The 14,839-nt window shown below is 71.6% G+C and carries 13 protein-coding genes; 9 read left to right on the plus strand and 4 right to left on the minus strand.

The features are described 5' to 3' along the window. The first annotated feature begins 149 nt into the window (after positions 1-149). The 7 genes from ABIA33_RS19480 (at position 150) to ABIA33_RS19510 (ending at position 9,260) form a co-directional block, all read left to right on the plus strand. Positions 150-935: a hypothetical protein gene (locus ABIA33_RS19480; protein ID WP_370083252.1), complete on the plus strand. Its 786-nt coding sequence runs from the start codon at positions 150-152 to the stop codon at positions 933-935. A 272-nt stretch (positions 936-1,207) separates the two neighbouring features. Further along, on the plus strand, positions 1,208-1,699 hold the full coding sequence (locus ABIA33_RS19485) for a SigE family RNA polymerase sigma factor (RefSeq protein ID WP_370083254.1): 492 nt from the start codon (positions 1,208-1,210) through the stop codon (positions 1,697-1,699). Further along, a complete protein-coding gene (locus ABIA33_RS19490) occupies positions 1,699-2,463 on the plus strand; it encodes a hypothetical protein (protein WP_370083256.1) in 765 nt (254 codons plus the stop codon). The genes ABIA33_RS19485 and ABIA33_RS19490 overlap by 1 nt, the downstream gene beginning before the upstream one ends. Positions 2,464-2,833: 370 nt before the next feature. Further along, positions 2,834-3,055 carry a type A2 lantipeptide gene (locus ABIA33_RS19495; RefSeq protein ID WP_370083258.1) on the plus strand — a complete coding sequence of 74 codons (222 nt, stop codon included), beginning with the start codon at positions 2,834-2,836 and terminating at the stop codon, positions 3,053-3,055. A 211-nt stretch (positions 3,056-3,266) separates the two neighbouring features. Beyond that, positions 3,267-4,073 carry an HlyD family efflux transporter periplasmic adaptor subunit gene (locus ABIA33_RS19500; RefSeq protein WP_370083260.1) on the plus strand — a complete coding sequence of 269 codons (807 nt, stop codon included), beginning with the start codon at positions 3,267-3,269 and terminating at the stop codon, positions 4,071-4,073. 32 nt (positions 4,074-4,105) lie between these two features. Next, positions 4,106-6,367: an NHLP family bacteriocin export ABC transporter peptidase/permease/ATPase subunit gene (locus tag ABIA33_RS19505; protein WP_370083352.1), complete on the plus strand. Its 2,262-nt coding sequence runs from the start codon at positions 4,106-4,108 to the stop codon at positions 6,365-6,367. A 37-nt stretch (positions 6,368-6,404) separates the two neighbouring features. Continuing rightward, entirely contained in the window at positions 6,405-9,260 is a 2,856-nt protein-coding gene (locus ABIA33_RS19510; protein ID WP_370083354.1) for an NHLP bacteriocin export ABC transporter permease/ATPase subunit, read from the plus strand. Between the two features lie 36 nt (positions 9,261-9,296). Here the strand turns inward: ABIA33_RS19510 and ABIA33_RS19515 are convergent, their stop codons facing one another. Continuing rightward, positions 9,297-10,925 (minus strand): MFS transporter, encoded by a 1,629-nt coding sequence (locus ABIA33_RS19515; RefSeq protein ID WP_370083262.1) that lies wholly within the window; start codon positions 10,923-10,925, stop codon positions 9,297-9,299. A gap of 776 nt (positions 10,926-11,701) precedes the next feature. Then, positions 11,702-12,241: a hypothetical protein gene (locus ABIA33_RS19520; protein WP_370083264.1), complete on the minus strand. Its 540-nt coding sequence runs from the start codon at positions 12,239-12,241 to the stop codon at positions 11,702-11,704. 246 nt (positions 12,242-12,487) lie between these two features. On the opposite strand from ABIA33_RS19520, the gene ABIA33_RS19525 reads away from it, so the two are divergent. Continuing rightward, positions 12,488-12,655, plus strand: a complete 168-nt coding sequence (locus ABIA33_RS19525) for a hypothetical protein (protein WP_370083266.1) — start codon at positions 12,488-12,490, stop codon at positions 12,653-12,655. 218 nt (positions 12,656-12,873) lie between these two features. Here ABIA33_RS19525 and ABIA33_RS19530 read toward each other — a convergent pair whose 3' ends face one another. Continuing rightward, positions 12,874-13,302 (minus strand): MarR family winged helix-turn-helix transcriptional regulator, encoded by a 429-nt coding sequence (locus ABIA33_RS19530; protein ID WP_370083268.1) that lies wholly within the window; start codon positions 13,300-13,302, stop codon positions 12,874-12,876. A 107-nt stretch (positions 13,303-13,409) separates the two neighbouring features. Between ABIA33_RS19530 and ABIA33_RS19535 the strand changes: the two genes are divergently transcribed. Continuing rightward, positions 13,410-14,225, plus strand: coding sequence for an SDR family NAD(P)-dependent oxidoreductase (locus ABIA33_RS19535; protein ID WP_370083270.1), 816 nt, complete (start codon positions 13,410-13,412; stop codon positions 14,223-14,225). 33 nt (positions 14,226-14,258) lie between these two features. On the opposite strand, the gene ABIA33_RS19540 is transcribed toward ABIA33_RS19535, so the two are convergent. Then, entirely contained in the window at positions 14,259-14,783 is a 525-nt protein-coding gene (locus ABIA33_RS19540) for a DUF664 domain-containing protein (protein WP_370083272.1), read from the minus strand. Between the last annotated feature and the right edge of the window lie 56 nt (positions 14,784-14,839).

Below are 14,839 nucleotides of genomic sequence, written 5' to 3' on the forward strand. Positions count from 1 at the left end.
GTCGCACGGCGGCCGTCAGCACTGTGACCCAGGTCACGAAGAAAGCGACGCGGCGGATGTAACCGGGAAGGTGCCGGGCTGCGTAGAGGGCATGAATCGTCCCCCGGTTCTGCAGTCCCTCATCCCCCAGTCCCAGGGAGCAAGGCCTCATGCGTGCTACGCGCACCCACCGGCACCTCGCCGCCGTCGCCGTCAGCGGTCTCGTCGTGCTGAGCCTGACCAGCTGCAAGTCAGCTGCCGGCACCGTCGTCGGCGATCACGCCAAGCCCGTCGGCGTCGCCAGTGCGGCGGCCTCCTCGGCCGCGGGCACGGCCGCGGAGGCCGCTTCGGCCGTCCCCTCCGTCCTGCCGAGTGGCGTGGCCTCGACGGTCACCGGCAAGGTGACCGGCGTCGCGGGTGCCGCCGCAGGCACCGTCGGCGGGGTCAGGTCGGCCGCCGGCACGGCGGCCGGCAAGGCCGTCGCCGGCGCCAGCGGGACGTGCGCGGTGTCCGGCCTCAAGGGGAGCGTCAGCATCCCGAATGCCGCGTCCGGGATCAACGTCGGCAACCTGCCGGGCGGCATCCTGGCGACGGTGGTGTCGCTGGTCAACACCACCGACCACTCCTGCGTGCTGAGCGGCTGGACCGGACTGACCCCCATAGCCGTCGGGAACGCCCTCGCGGGCGTCAAGGCGACCAACGTCGGCAGCCCCGCCCCCGGTGCGGTGACCATCGCCGCCGGCGGCACCGCGTACGTGGGCGCCTCGTTCACCAGCGCCGCCGGGTGCCCGACCCTGCAGGACGTGGCGCTGACCATCCCGGGTGAGTCCGGGGTGCTGCAGATCCCGGTCTCCACCGCGACCGGAACGCACCAGCCGCTCACGGTCTGCCCCGGCGTGTCCAGGATCAGCCCGGTGACTCCGGACCTCACCGGTGTGCTGAGCCTGCTGCGCTGATGCGGGTACGGCGATGACAGACTCCGGACCGGCGCCTTCCGTGCGGCGATGGCGACTCCCCCCATCCCATGGCGTGCGGCGCGCCGGTCCGGTGCCGACCCCGGCCCCGGCCGGGGCTTCGGCAAGGGCGTTCGGCAGGATGTTCGGACCGACGCCCGGGGGAGCGAGAACGTGGCGAATCGAGTGCGCAGCCGAAGTGGCTGCGCCCGGTACTCGGCCCTCCGCGCGCAGCGGGAACGGCCGGGTACCGCCGGAGCAGGGAGCGGGAGCGCTTGTCGCCTGACGAGTTCGACGAGTTCTACGCCGGCAGCTGGTCGCGGCTGGTCGGTCAGCTGTACGCGATGACCGGGAACCTGGCCGAGGCGCAGGACGTGGTCCAGGAGGCGTTCGTCCGGGCCTGGCACGGACGCGAGGAGTTGTCCGCGGCGCGGGCGCCGGAGGCATGGGTGCGTACCGTGGCTTGGCGGTTGGCGGTCAGCAGGTGGCGGCGGACCCGCAGCTCCCTGCTGGCGGTGTTCCGGCACGGCGCCCCGCCGGATGCTCCGAGCCCGGGGCCGGAGTACACCGCGCTGGTCGCAGCGTTGCGCAAGATACCCGAGGAGCAGCGTCGAGTGGTTGTCCTGCACTACCTGTGCGACCTGCCCGTGGCTGACGTAGCCAGGGAGACCGGGGCGCCGGAGGGCACCGTGAAGGTCCGCCTGTCCCGGGCCCGGGCGACCCTGGCCAAGCATCTGTCCGACGACCTGATGGAAATGTCAGCGTGATGAGCGAACGGAATGAGCGCTTTCGGGAGTCGCTGCGCGGCCTCGCGGCAAGCGCTGCGGGCGAACCGCCGCTGAGCGGACCCGAGCTGCGCCGCCTGGCGGAGCGGCGGCACCGGCGCCGGCTGCTGGCCGTGCCGGCGTTGGCCCTGTCCGGGCTGCTGGTCGGCGGTACGGCGTTCGCGATCTCCGGTGTGTTCGGACCCGCGCCGCGGCCGGTTCCACCGGTATCCGGCGGGGCGCCGTCCGCCTCCGCGCCGGGGATCGCCCCCTCCGCGACGGACACGCCGCACCCGTCGGAACCGCACCCCTCCCTGGCCCCGAGCCGCCCGGGTGACCCGGCCGCGCCCACCGCCTCCGGCCGGGTCACACCGACCGGGCCCTCGGTGTCCGCGACGTCAGCGCTGCCGGACCCCGGCAAGGTGGTGGCCTGCGCCGCAGCTCAGGCGGGCGAGACCCTGGTGCGGCTGCACGCGCTCCAACTGCCCGGCACTCTCGCCCCCGGCGTGGACGCGCTGCTGTATGCCGTCCCGGTCACCTGCGTGCACGGACAGCTCACCTTGGCCGGCGCCGGGCAGTGGCTGCGGGTGGTTCCCGACGCGGTGGTGACCACCACCGCACCGCTGAGTGCCGGCGCGGGTTCGTCCCTGAGCACTCTCGCCGGACTGGCGACCGGCTTGACGCAGCATCCGGAACAACTGTTCGGCATTCGCCGGGACGCCGAGGGCCGGGTGTACCGCCTGGACCAGGTGCCGACCGGGAAGTGACGTCCGATCAGTTGGCCTCCGTAGTAATTCGCGTGACCGGCAGGGCCGTTCACCCCTCGGGGTGGGCGGCCCTGCGGCACGGACAGCCGTCGGAATGGGGCCTCGGGAAACCATGTGAAGAAGTCGTCACAATTCCGTGGGCAATACTGCACGCCTTTGCGGTCAGGTGCGAAAATGTTCACCGAATATCCGACAAGTCGGCTGGACGGGAAGCCTGTTGAGATGGTTTGATCAATCAATCGGCGGAAGTCACAAGGACTGGTTCAGGAATTCGGGACCAGGCGACCGTTGAACCGGCCGGCTTGGCGTCCTCCAGACCCGGCCGAAATCATCCAGGAACACCCCACAGCAATGAAGGGAAGCGCAAGTCATGCGTAAGGACTTCACGCCCCAGATCGAGACCCGCGAGATTTCCGACACCGATCTGGACGGCGTGTCCGGCGGCGTCGGCCTGCTTGGCCTCGACGTCTCCGGCGTCGCCTCGCCCGTTCTCGGAGCCGCCGAGTCCGTCCTGCCCATCTCCATCTCGCAGACGGTTTCGCAGGTCACGAGCCTGGTCCCGGCTCAGGTCACCGGTCTCGCCGGTCTCTGACGGCAGGCATCGCCACCAGGCGTCACCGCCCGGGGCACAAGACCGACCGCCCCCCATGTGCCGGTCGGTCTAGGAGCCGGCGATGGGCCCCGGGATTCCTCGGGCCGGGGCCCGTCGCTGCTCTCCCGAGCGTCGATGCGCTGGATTTCGTTTGTCACGGTTGGGCGCCGCTGCGTCCGGCCGTGACCGGTGCGGGTTAAGGAATAATTCTGTGCAGTTCCGCCAGAAGGCGCTTTCCAAACTGCAGTCGCCCGAGGAGCTCGACGTACCGGTGCATTTGGCCCGGCCGCAGGGTCGGCTTGTGCTGGCGGTCACGGTGGTGGTTATGGCCGTAGCGTGTTTCTGGGCCATGACCGGCTCCGTTTCGCCCGAGCTGAGTGCACCCGGAATCCTGACCTTCGCGGAAGGAAGTTACACCCTGCAGAGCCCGGTCGCGGGTCAGGTCACCGCCGTATACGCCAATGAGGGCGACATGCTGTCCAACGGCGCGCCGTTGCTGAGCGTGCGCACGGACCGGAAGGTCGAGATCGTGCGCACGGTCGCCGCCGGCAGGCTCACCGCCCTGTCGGCCAGAATCGGTGCCGTGGTCGCGACCGGGGCGGATCTCGCGACGCTGGAGCGCGTCACCAGTCCGAGTGACCCGCTGCTGGCGGTGCTGTACGCGCCGAGCAGCGGTGGATCGGCGATCCCGGTCGGTTCCGCGGTCGACCTGACCGTGCAGTCGGTGCCCGCGCAACGGTACGGAGTGCTGCGCGGGCGCGTCCTGGCGGTCGGCCGGGTTCCAGAGACGCAGCAGCAGATCACCGGCTTCCTCGGGGACGGCCAGTTGGGCGCGCAGTTCTCGGCGCAGGGCCAACCGGTGGCCGTCACGGTGCAGTTGGACCGGTCGAGCGGCACGCAGTCCGGGTACGCGTGGTCGTCGGCGCAGGGCCCCCCGTACGCGATCGGGTCCACGACCCTGGTCAGCGGCACCGTCCACCTGGCCGCCCAGCATCCGATCGCTTGGCTCCTTCCGTGACCGCGCGCCACGAACCCGCCGGAGCGGAGCTGATGCCGCTTCCGGGGCGCGGGAGACACCGTCCGAACCAGCCGAACGCCGGGCGGCACCGCCCGAGGCGCGCGCTGCCCGAGCCCACCGCGAAGGGGCGTAGGCCGCGAAAGCCGAAGGCGGTGCGCAGCCCCACCGTGCTTCAGATGGAAGCCGTGGAGTGCGGTGCCGCCTCGCTGGCGATGGTGCTCGGGCACCACGGCCGGCATGTGCCGCTTGAGGAACTTCGCATCGCCTGCGGCGTGTCCCGCGACGGCTCCCGGGCCAGCAGCCTGCTCAAGGCGGCACGCGGGTACGGCCTCACTGCCAAGGGCATGCAGATGGAGCCGGCCGCCCTGGCGCAGGTCCAGGCACCGGCCGTGCTGTTCTGGGAGTTCAATCACTTCGTCGTCTACGACGGCATGGGCCGCCGCTTCGGCCGCCGCGGCGTGCATCTCAACGACCCGGGCCGGGGCCGTCGATTCGTGTCGGCGGAGGAGTTCGACTCCAGCTTCACCGGCGTCGTGCTGACCTTCGAGCCCGGCGACGGATTCCGCCGGGCCGGCCGGCGGCCGGGGATCGTGCGCGCCCTGCCGGCGCGGCTGCGCGGCACCTCGGGCACGATGCTGGCCGCGGTGCTCGCCAGCTTCCTGCTCGTCGTGGTCGGCGCGGTGCTGCCGGCCCTGAGCCGCACGTACATCGACATGTTCCTGATCGGCAACCAGACGTCGTTGCTGCCCGTGCTCTTCGCGTCGATGGCGGCCATGGTGGTCCTGACCGCCGGGCTGACCGCGCTGCAACAGGCGAACCTGCTGCGCGGGCGGATGATCTCGTCCACGCTGAGCAGCGCCCGGTTCCTGCGACATCTGCTCAGGCTGCCGGTCGCCTTCTTCACCCAGCGCAACCCGGCCGACCTGGTCCAGCGGCTGCAGTCCAACGACACCGTGGCCGAGACCCTGGCCAGGGATCTCGCCGCCGCCGGCGTGGACGCGGTGGTGGTGATCCTCTACGCGCTGCTGCTGTGGAGCTACGACCCACAGCTGACCGTCCTCGGGGTGCTGATCGCGCTGCTCAACGTGGTGGCGCTGCGGCTGGTGGTGCGGATCCGGGGAACCGGCGTCCAGAAGCTGCGCGCGGACAGCGCCCGGTTGACCAACACCTCCTACAGCGGGCTCCAGTTGATCGAGACCATGAAGGCCACGGGAGGGGAGAGCGGATACTTCCGCCGCTGGGCCGGCCAGCACGCGATCACCCTGGACGGGCAGCAGCGGCTCGGCGTGCCGAGCGCGGTGCTGGCCGTCGTCGCACCCACGCTCGCAGCGCTCAACAGTGCGCTGATCCTCCTGATCGGCGGTCAGCGGGCGGCGGACGGCGGCATCTCGATCGGTCTGCTCGTGGCCTTCCAGGCGCTGGTGACCAGCTTCACCGGTCCGGTCACCCGATTGAACGGCGTAGCCGGCCGGATCCAGGACTTCGCGGCCGACGTGGCCCGGCTCAAGGACGTCGAGAGCTTCCCGGTGGATCCGCTGTACTCGCGGCGCGAGCCGGCCGCGAGCACGCGCAGGCTCAGCGGGCACGTCACGTTGGAAGGCGTCACCTTCGGCTACAGCCCGCTCGACCAGCCGCTGCTCACCGACTTCTCGCTGTCGGTGGGCCCCGGCCGGCAGGTCGCGCTGGTCGGTGGGTCCGGCAGCGGTAAATCCACTGTGTCCCGGCTGATCTCCGGCCTCTACAAACCCTGGGAGGGCGAGATCCGGATCGACGGGCAGCGGTTGGAGGAGATCTCCCGCAGCTCGCTGTCCGCCTCGGTCTCGTTCGTCGACCAGGACGTCTTCCTCTTCGAGGGCACGGTCCGGGACAACGTGGCGCTGTGGGATCCCTCGATACCGGACGAGGCCGTCGTCGCCGCGCTCAAGGACGCTGCCGTCCACGACACGGTCTCCAGGCGCCCCGGCGGCATCCACAGCCGGGTGGAGCAGGACGGCCGCAACTTCTCCGGTGGTCAGCGGCAGCGGCTGGAGATAGCGCGGGCACTGGTCCGCCGGCCCAGCGTGCTGGTCCTGGACGAGGTGACGAGTGCCCTGGACGCGGAGACCGAGCAGGTGATCATCGACAACGTGCGGCGGCGCGGCTGCGCCTGTGTCGTGATCGCGCACCGGCTGAGCACGGTGCGCGACAGCGACGAGATCGTCGTGTTGGACCACGGGACCGTGGTGGAACGCGGACGGCACGAGGAACTGGTCGCTGCCGGGGGCCGGTACGCCGAGTTGGTCCGTGAGCATTGAGTTCGGGGGCACTGACGTGACAGCGGTTCAGCAGGTGATGGCCGCCGGTCCCTGGCCCGGCGACGTCGTGGTCGGCGCCCTGGGCGGTCTGGGCGGCCCGGTCGACTGCGCGAGCCTGCGCAGCCTTCCGCTGGAGGGGCCCGATGTGCTCTGGCTGGTCGTGGACGGCGCGATGGACCTGTTCGCGGTCGACGCCGCCGAGCAGGGGCGCTGGCACTTCCTCGGTCGGCTGGAGACGGGAGCCCTGCTGCTCGGGCCGGTCGAGGGACCGCGGCACACGCTGGTCGGAAGGCCCCTGCAGGGATGCGTGCTGCACCGGATCCAGCTTCGGGAGCTGCTCCGTCCCGACTACCACGACCCGTGGTCGTACGGCGGCGCCGAGCCCGGCCTCAGTCCGCTGGAGGACGCGTTCGCCCGCGGTATCGGCCGGAGCCTGCGTGCCGTGTTCGAGACGCCGCTGGACCGGCCGGCACCGGCGGCTGATGACGCGTTCGCCGACGACGGCATCCTGTGGATGTCGGTCGACCCCGGAAGCCTCCAGTACGGCGCCGCGTTCAGCACGGAGGCGGCCAGGGACCTGCTCATCGACGGCGTGATGTGGCAGCGACTGGTCAGCCAGCAGACCCGGCTGCTGTTCGCGGTGGATCGCCGGATCGAACAGCTGGAGCGCGCCCACGAGGACCGGACGGCGGCCGGCATCAAGGCCGGCGAAGCCGTCCGGGCGCAGGCGGATCGGGCCTTGCTGGCCTCCATCAAGAGGCCCGGCAACCCGTCCGGGGGCATCTCCGCCCATGCGTCGGGGAAGGGCGCCGGGAGTCCGGCCGCAGGGTCCGACGAGGCCGCCCTCGCCGTGTGCCGGACGGTTGCCGCCGCCACCGGGGTCACGGTCACGGCGCCCGGGCCGGGTGCCGCGTCGAACGACCGGCTGAGTGCCGTCGAGCGGATCGCCCTGAGTTCACGGTTCCGCACCCGCGCGGTCAGGCTCTCCGGGCGCTGGTGGCGGGAGAACGCCGGTCCCCTGGTGGGCCATCGGTCCGGGACCGGTTCCCCGGTCGCACTGCTGTGGCGGCGAGGTGGCTACGAGGCCGTGCATCCCACCACCGGACGGCGGACGAGAGTCAGTGCGACGAACGCGGCAGACTTTCAGCCCCACGCCGTCATGTTCTACCGCCCGCTGCCGGAACAGCCGCTGCCCGCATGGCGGTTGCTCCGCTTCAGTCTCCGCGGCAGCCGGACCGACCTGCGGAACCTGGTCCTCGGCGGACTGGTGGCGGTGCTGCTCGGGGCGATGGTCCCGATCGCGACCGGACAGGTCCTCGGTACCTTCGTGCCCAACGCCGAGAAGAGCCTCATCGTCCAGACCTCGCTGGCGATCGTGGCCACCACCGTCGTCTCCGCCGCCTTCATGCTGCTGGAGAACATCTCCATCCTGCGGCTGGAAGGCCGTGTCGAAGCCACGCTGCAACCGGCGGTCTGGGACCGGCTGCTGCGGCTGCCGACACGGTTCTTCGCCGAGCGTTCCACCGGAGAGCTGGCCACCGCCGCGATGGGCGTCAGCGCCATCCGCCGGGTGCTGTCCGGCATCAGCTCGGTGGCCGTGCAGGCAGGCACGGTCGGTACGGTGAACCTCGTCCTGCTGCTGTGCTACAGCGTCCCGTTGGCGCTGACGGCGGTCGCGATGCTGGCCGTCATCGGCACGGTGTTCCTGGCCCTGGGCCTGTGGCAGCTGCGGTGGCAGCGCCGCTTGATCGTGCTCAACAACAAGCTCAACAACCAGGCCTTCCAGACGCTGCGCGGACTGCCCAAACTGCGCGTCGCCGCGGCCGAGGACTTCGCCTACGCGGCCTGGGCGGGCGAGTTCGCCCGCAGCCGTGAACTGCAGCGGCGGGTGGGCCGGATCAAGAACCTGATCACCGTCTTCAACGCGCTCTATCTGCCGTTCTGCACGCTCATGATGTTCATGCTGCTCGCCGGCCCGGCCCGGGGGACCCTTTCGGCGAGCAGCTTCCTCACCTTCAGCACCGCCGTGACCATGGTGCTGACCTCGGTGACGCAGCTCACCGGTGCGCTGCTCTCCGGAGCCTCGGTGCTGCCGCTGTTCGAGCAGATCAAGCCGGTGCTCGACGAGGTCCCCGAGGTAGCCGGCGGGAGCACGGCGCCCGGCGTCCTGTCCGGCGAGATCGAGGTCCGCCAGCTGTCGTTCCGCTACGCCGAGGACGGGCCGCTCGTGCTCGACGACGTGTCGTTCCGGGTGCGGCCGGGCGAGTTCGTCGCGATCGTCGGGGCGAGCGGCTCCGGCAAGTCGACCCTGCTCCGGCTGCTGATCGGCTTCGACCGGCCGGCCTCCGGCAGCGTGCTGTACGACGGTCAGGAACTGGCTTCCCTCGACCGGACGGCCGTGCGCCGTCAGTGCGGAGTCGTCCTGCAGAACGCGCAGCCGTTCACCGGCTCGATTCTGGACTGCATCTGCGGCGCGGAGACGTTCTCCCTGGAGGAGGCATGGGAGGCCGCCGAGATGGCCGGACTGGCCGAGGACATCAAGCGCATGCCGATGGGCATGCACACCGTGCTCTCCGACGGCGGCGGCACGGTCTCCGGCGGGCAGCGACAGCGCCTGATGATCGCGCAGGCCCTGATCCGCCGCCCGCGCATGCTCTTCTTCGACGAGGCCACCAGCGCACTGGACAACGAGACCCAGCGCGTCGTGATCGAGAGCACCCGCAGGCTGCGAGCCACCCGCATCGTGATCGCCCACCGGCTGTCCACCGTCATGGACGCCGACCGGGTGCTCGTCATGGCGGAGGGCCGGATCGTCCAGCAGGGACGGCCTGCCGAACTGCTCGCCGACGCCGGAAGTCCGTTCCATGAGCTGGTCCGCCGTCAGATCCGCTGACCTGCGGTGCGGTCTGCGGGTGCGGTCTGTGGCCGGTCAGCAGGGAGTGCCCCTGGGCCAGGTGTAGCGTGCGTCGATCCGGTAGACCCCTGGGGTGGGTGCGTCCAGCCCGGTCCAGTCCCCGTCCCGTGCGAGGCAGGCGCCGGCCGGCCCGTGCACGGCGAGCCAGGGGGACCAGGGGATGCGCACCGTCGCCCGACCGGCGGTGGAGACGGTGAGTACCACTTCGCCGGCGTCGGCGTGCCCGACCGTGGCCGGCGGAGCGGCGAGTGGGAGGGCGTCGGTGAAGCGGTACAGCTGCCAGTTCCGGTCGTGCCAGATCGCCTGCAACCAGGCGGGTCCGCCGCGGACCAGAGCCGCCTCGGCGCGCCCGGCCGAATCGGTCGCGGCTGCGGGCAGGGCGACGTAGCCGACGGCCCAGCGCCGCAGCCAAGCGTGGTAGCTCGTGGCGGTGAGCGTGCCGTCGTAGAAGAGCGGGTTGCGCTGCACGTCGAGTTGGCGGTTCCAACCGCGGGCCAGGTCGGCGGCCGAGACCAGCCCTCGCGCCTCCCAGTGATTGAGCATGGGGACCGCTTCGAGACGGCTCTCGTCGGCATGGAGCCGGTGAAGTTCGGCGACGAGGGGTGCGGCCTGCCCAGTCGTCGACGGCGCGGGGATGCCGACGACGTCCGCGGTGATCGTCCAGTAGGCCGCAGCCACGAATGCGGCCAGCGGGGCCGCGGTCCGCCGCCGGGACCGGGGCGGGTGGGCGCAGAGCGCGGCCAGGAGCACCACGCCGCCGAAGATCAGCGCCAGCCGCTGGACGTTGCCCCCGATCGGCGTACTGAAAGCCCAGGTGAGCACGGCGCCGAGGGCGTACACGGCCGCACCCGCCCGGACCGCCCGCCAGGACCGCGGACTGAGCAGAGCGGCCGCCAGCGCGCAGCTGGCGCAGATCACGACGGTCGGCGCCGGTATCGGATCGACCCCGGAGAAGGGGAACAGCAGGGTGGTGACCAGGACCACCAGGGCCGGTGGCACGGCCAGCGACCAGCCGATCCTGCGGCTACCGGTGAGCAGCAGCGCTGCCGCCACGACCTCGACGAAGAGTCCCGCCACCGGACTGGCCAAGGTGGCGAGCAGCGCGAACGCGGCCGATCCGGCGCTCCGCCGCCACCCCGAGGCCCGGTCCGCTCCGGCCGCGACCACCACAGCGGCCAGGCCGAACATGCATCCGATGGCAAAGGTCACCCGGCCGGCGGCCACGTTGCAGGACAGGGCGACGGCCCCCCACAGGGCCACAGGCAGCGGCCGTCGGACCCGTGCTCGCAGCACGAGCAGCGCGAGCAGAGCAGCCGAGACGGTACCGGCCGTCACCGCGGCCGTGCGTACCCCGAACAGTGCCATCAGCCAGGGCCCGAGGACGCTGTACGAGGCGGGGTGCATGCCGCCGTACCAGGCCAGGTCGTACGCCGAGTCCGGATGTCGCGCGGCGAAGTCCGCCCAGGCCCACTGGGCCGCGAGATCCCCGCCGACCGCGGCGAGGAAACGTGCCCACAGCAGTGTCAGCAGTAACGCGGTCGCCCCGGCGGCCCACACCGGGGCGTAGCGGGGGATCCACCGGAGCGGCGGCCCTGCTGTCCGCGCGGGAGGTACCAGCGGAGCCTGCGGCGCGAACGTGCTCATGGTCAGAAACCTAAGCGTGGCAGCCGCAGGCGGCCATCCGCACTCGGAGGGCAAGCTGCGGGCCGGGTCATACCGGAGCTGGAGGACTCCGGGCTCGGCGGATGGGCCGGATCGCGATCCCGCGAGAGGAGGGTGAATCCGTGCCCGATCGGTTGACGGTCGGACAGCTCACCCTGTCCTGGGCCCGCGGAGTCCTGTGGCCCACGGACGAGTCGCCGAGGCAGTTGGTCCCTGATGTCGCACATGTCACTCTGGTCCCACAGGTACCAGGAGTGACTCGAAGCTTCTGCGGACATCAGGTATGTTCCTCGGACACCCGACCCGGGAGTGCGACTTCTCCCCGCGGCCCGGCATCGTTCCCACGGTGTGCAGGACAGCCAGTCCACCTGGCCGCAGACGCGCTCCGTTCCTGCCCCGATGCCCGGACGGTCTCACATCATGGACACCAGCAGACTCCCCTCGTTGCCCGACGACCCGCGCGGGACGGGCACCTCGCACGCTCCCGAGGGCGTGATTCGCCTCACCCCCGCCGGTCGCCTCAGCGACCACTCGGGCGCGTACGTCGTGGCCGCACCCGCAGGTACGTCCCGGAGCAGCCGAACGGTGCGTGGCGTGGCAGAACGTGGTGGGGCAGAACGTGGTGGTGCAGAACGTCGTCGGACGGAGGACGTGCGCCGGCGGCATGCCGCGCCCCGGCGCACGGTCGGTGGGAGCCGAACACTCGCGGGTGCCGTGCTCGTCGCGCTCGGTGCCGGTGCGGTGGTGAGCCTCGCGGCCTACGGGCAGTCCCCTGCGAAGCAGTCGGCCTCCGCCGCCGCTCGACCGCTCGGCGACACGCCCGCGCAGCCCGCTCCGGGGGCGATGAGCGGGTCCCCGGTGGCGCAGCCGAGGTCCGCGCTCGTCGCGGCGACCTCGCCGCTTTCGCTCAGCCCCGCCGCGTTCGCCCCTGCCACGGGTGCGCAGCTCGCGTCGGGCGGCGCCACCACCGCGATACCGGGCGGGGGGCTCGTGGCGACGGCCGTCGTGCCCCTGGCCGGTACCGCCGCCAGTGCCTTCACCGCTTCGGCCCCCTCCGTCGCCGCCCCGGCAACCGCACCGAACAGGGTGGCGACCCCCGGCGGGAGTGCGCACCCGTCGGCTCCCGGGAACACTCCGAGCAGCCCGGTCCCGCCGAGCGCAGCGCCGACGTCCGCCGGTCCGACCGCCCCGACCAACTCGTCGTCCGCTTCCCCGGTCGCCTCCACCGGCCCGGCGTCGACGTCGGCCTCCACCTCGGCGACGTCGTCCCCCGCCGCCTCCACGTCCCCGTCGGCCACCGCTTCAGCGACGGCGTCGGCGGCGTCCTCGACGTCTTTGGCCTCCTCGACCTCCTCGGCCCCCTCGACCTCGGCATCCGCGACCCCCTGAGCCGACCCCGAACAGTCGGGGCAGAGGGGTGGTCCGAATGGGCCACCACCGAGCGCAGAGCATGGTCCGAAGAGCGAGGCTGGGGGAGCGGAGCCCGGCGCCCGCCCGCTGCGGCCGGGCCGGTCCGCCCGTTTCCCGCACGCCGGAGGCAGCTCATGTCGGTCACCGTCAACCTCGACAAGCTTTTGGACAAGCAGTACGAGAACCTCCCGATCCCCGAGGTGGTCTCCGCGCCCGTAGCCGCGATCCAGGGCCTCACCGATGCCCATGCACCAGCCCTCGCCGCGCTGAAACATCAAGACCGTCGGCGACCTCGGCCGTAACAAGTACATCCGCTGGGCCGTCGCCCTGGCCGACCTGCAGGACCGCGCCGGCTAACGACCTGGGCAGGGACAGGGCTGGGCGCCCGAGCTCAGTCGCTCCCCAGGCCCTAACCCCCCGGGCCGCCCGTCCGAGGCCGTTCACCTCACCGCTCTCCGAGTGAGCGACGCTCCGGCGGCCCGCAGTGGGGGGCGTCCGCGACGTCAACTCCGCGGCCGGGTCAGCCGGAGACGTTGTCGTGCAGCCGGTCGAGCAAGGTCTCGAAGGTAGCGAGCTCCGCCTCGGACAGGCCGCGCCGCAGGCGCTCGTCGAAGGCCGTGGCGGCTTCCCGCATGCGGTGGAACGCGGCCTCGCCGGCCTCGGTGAGCTCCACGCGCTGGATCCGGCGGTTCTCCGGATCGCGCCGGCGTGCGACGAGTCCGTCGTCCTCCATGGCATTGAGGTGGTGGGTCAGCGTCGCCCCCCGGATCCCCACCGCCTCGGCGAGTTCCCGCTGGTTGCCGAGACTGCGCGTCTTCAGCGAGATCAGGATCAGCCAGGCCGGCATCGACCCGCCGACCTCCGCCAGGGCGTCGTCGAAGGCGCGGCTCACACCTCTGGCGGCGCGGGTGAGGTGCAGGCCGATCGGCGGGCGGGTGGGTCGCGGCATGCCCTGATGCTAGCACGATCGATAGCCATCAAATCGTTTGACATAGAATTGTTAGATGCCTAATCTACTGAGGAGAGAGGCACGGTCATCTACCGGGAGGTCTGATCATGTTCGACGCAGGCACATACGCGGGAAAGGTCGCCCTGGTCGCCGGCGCCAGCCGGGGGATCGGCGCAGTGACGGCCAAGGCCTTCGCCCGGGCCGGCGCCGCCGTGGTGCTGGCCGCTCGAGACAGCCAGGCCCTCGACTCCGTGGCCGCCGAGATCCGCGCCGACGGGGGACGCGCGATCGCCGTACCTACCGATGTGGGCGACGCGGCGTCGGTCGAGAGGCTGGTCGGCGCGGCCCTGGACAGCTACGGCCGGCTCGACGCCGCGTTCAACAACGCCACCGACGGTCCGCGCCCGGCTCCGCTGGCCGACATCGAACCGGAGGACTTCGACCGAGCGATCCGCACCAACATTCGCGGCACGTTCCTTGGCATGAAGTACCAGATCGCCGCGATGCTGGGTGGCTCGGGCGGCGGTGCGATCGTGAACATGGCCTCGGTCGCCGGTCTGCACGGCGTCGCCAACCTCGCCGGGTACACCGCGGGCAAGGCCGGGATCATCTCGCTGACCCAGGTCGCCGCCCTCGACTACGCCGACCAGGGCATCCGGGTCAACGTCGTGGCTCCGGGCCCGATCCTCACCCACCACCTCGAAGCCGCGGGCGAGCGGGCGCAGTCGATGGCTGCCGCGTCGACGCCGATGCGGAGGGTCGGGCGCGCCGATGAGGTGGCCGCAGCCGTGCTGTGGCTCTGCTCCGACCAGGCGTCGTTCATCACCGGCGCGGTGCTCCCCATCGACGGTGGCCAGAACGCCGGGGTGAAACCCCCTCAGATGTACCAGCAGGGCCGACCCATGGAACGGATCGCGCCGTGAGCCGCTTTCGCGCACTCTGACCGGAAGGGACGCCTACGCGGGGCGGGCGCGGCGTCGGAGGACGCCGCGAACGAGCGAGGCCTGGCCGGCGTGCTGCAGATCGTCCGAGATCACGCTGACGAGCCGCACCCCGAGCGTCACCGGTGGCTGCCAACGGGTGTCCACGACCCGGTCCAGGTCAGCGTCTTGAAGGCCGCCGAGATAGGCGATCGTCTGCTCGTGCACGGCGTCGTAGTACGTCGCGAGCGACCGCGCGGGCACTCCGCGCAGCGCGGCGACTTCGTCCCCCTTGTGCCCGTAGCCGGTCGCCCCGGCGGGGAAGGGCAGCGCGAACTGCTCGAACCAGCCCTGCGCGGTCCAGACCTGCTCCATGCCTGCGGCATCGGCTACGTGGTCGTCCTGGATCCGGGACAGATGCCAGACCAGCCAGCCGATCGAGTTGGCGTCGCGGTCCAGCCGGAACGCGAGATCGTCCAGGCTGAGCCCTCTGAGTACCTGGTGGACGGTTTCGCGGACTCGGCCGAAGGCGTCGGTGAGCAGGTCGACACTCGCGGGCATCGTGCCCCTCCTCGGAACGCGGCGGGAGCGGTGCTCCGCTCCCGTCCATTCTGGGC

It is taken from the genome of Streptacidiphilus sp. MAP12-16, assembly GCF_041262165.1.
Classification (GTDB): Bacteria; Actinomycetota; Actinomycetes; order Streptomycetales; family Streptomycetaceae; genus Streptacidiphilus.

Bases quoted from the DNA above. Each gene is read 5' to 3' on its own strand.
- ABIA33_RS19480 (WP_370083252.1), top strand. From the start codon at position 150: ATGCGTGCTACGCGCACCCACCGGCACCTCGCCGCCGTCGCCGTCAGC.
- ABIA33_RS19490 (WP_370083256.1), top strand. From the start codon at position 1,699: ATGAGCGAACGGAATGAGCGCTTTCGGGAGTCGCTGCGCGGCCTCGCG.
- ABIA33_RS19495 (WP_370083258.1), top strand. From the start codon at position 2,834: ATGCGTAAGGACTTCACGCCCCAGATCGAGACCCGCGAGATTTCCGAC.
- ABIA33_RS19505 (WP_370083352.1), top strand. From the start codon at position 4,106: ATGCCGCTTCCGGGGCGCGGGAGACACCGTCCGAACCAGCCGAACGCC.
- ABIA33_RS19510 (WP_370083354.1), top strand. From the start codon at position 6,405: ATGGCCGCCGGTCCCTGGCCCGGCGACGTCGTGGTCGGCGCCCTGGGC.
- ABIA33_RS19515 (WP_370083262.1), bottom strand. From the start codon at position 10,925: ATGAGCACGTTCGCGCCGCAGGCTCCGCTGGTACCTCCCGCGCGGACA.
- ABIA33_RS19525 (WP_370083266.1), top strand. From the start codon at position 12,488: ATGTCGGTCACCGTCAACCTCGACAAGCTTTTGGACAAGCAGTACGAG.
- ABIA33_RS19530 (WP_370083268.1), bottom strand. From the start codon at position 13,302: ATGCCGCGACCCACCCGCCCGCCGATCGGCCTGCACCTCACCCGCGCC.
- ABIA33_RS19535 (WP_370083270.1), top strand. From the start codon at position 13,410: ATGTTCGACGCAGGCACATACGCGGGAAAGGTCGCCCTGGTCGCCGGC.
- ABIA33_RS19540 (WP_370083272.1), bottom strand. From the start codon at position 14,783: ATGCCCGCGAGTGTCGACCTGCTCACCGACGCCTTCGGCCGAGTCCGC.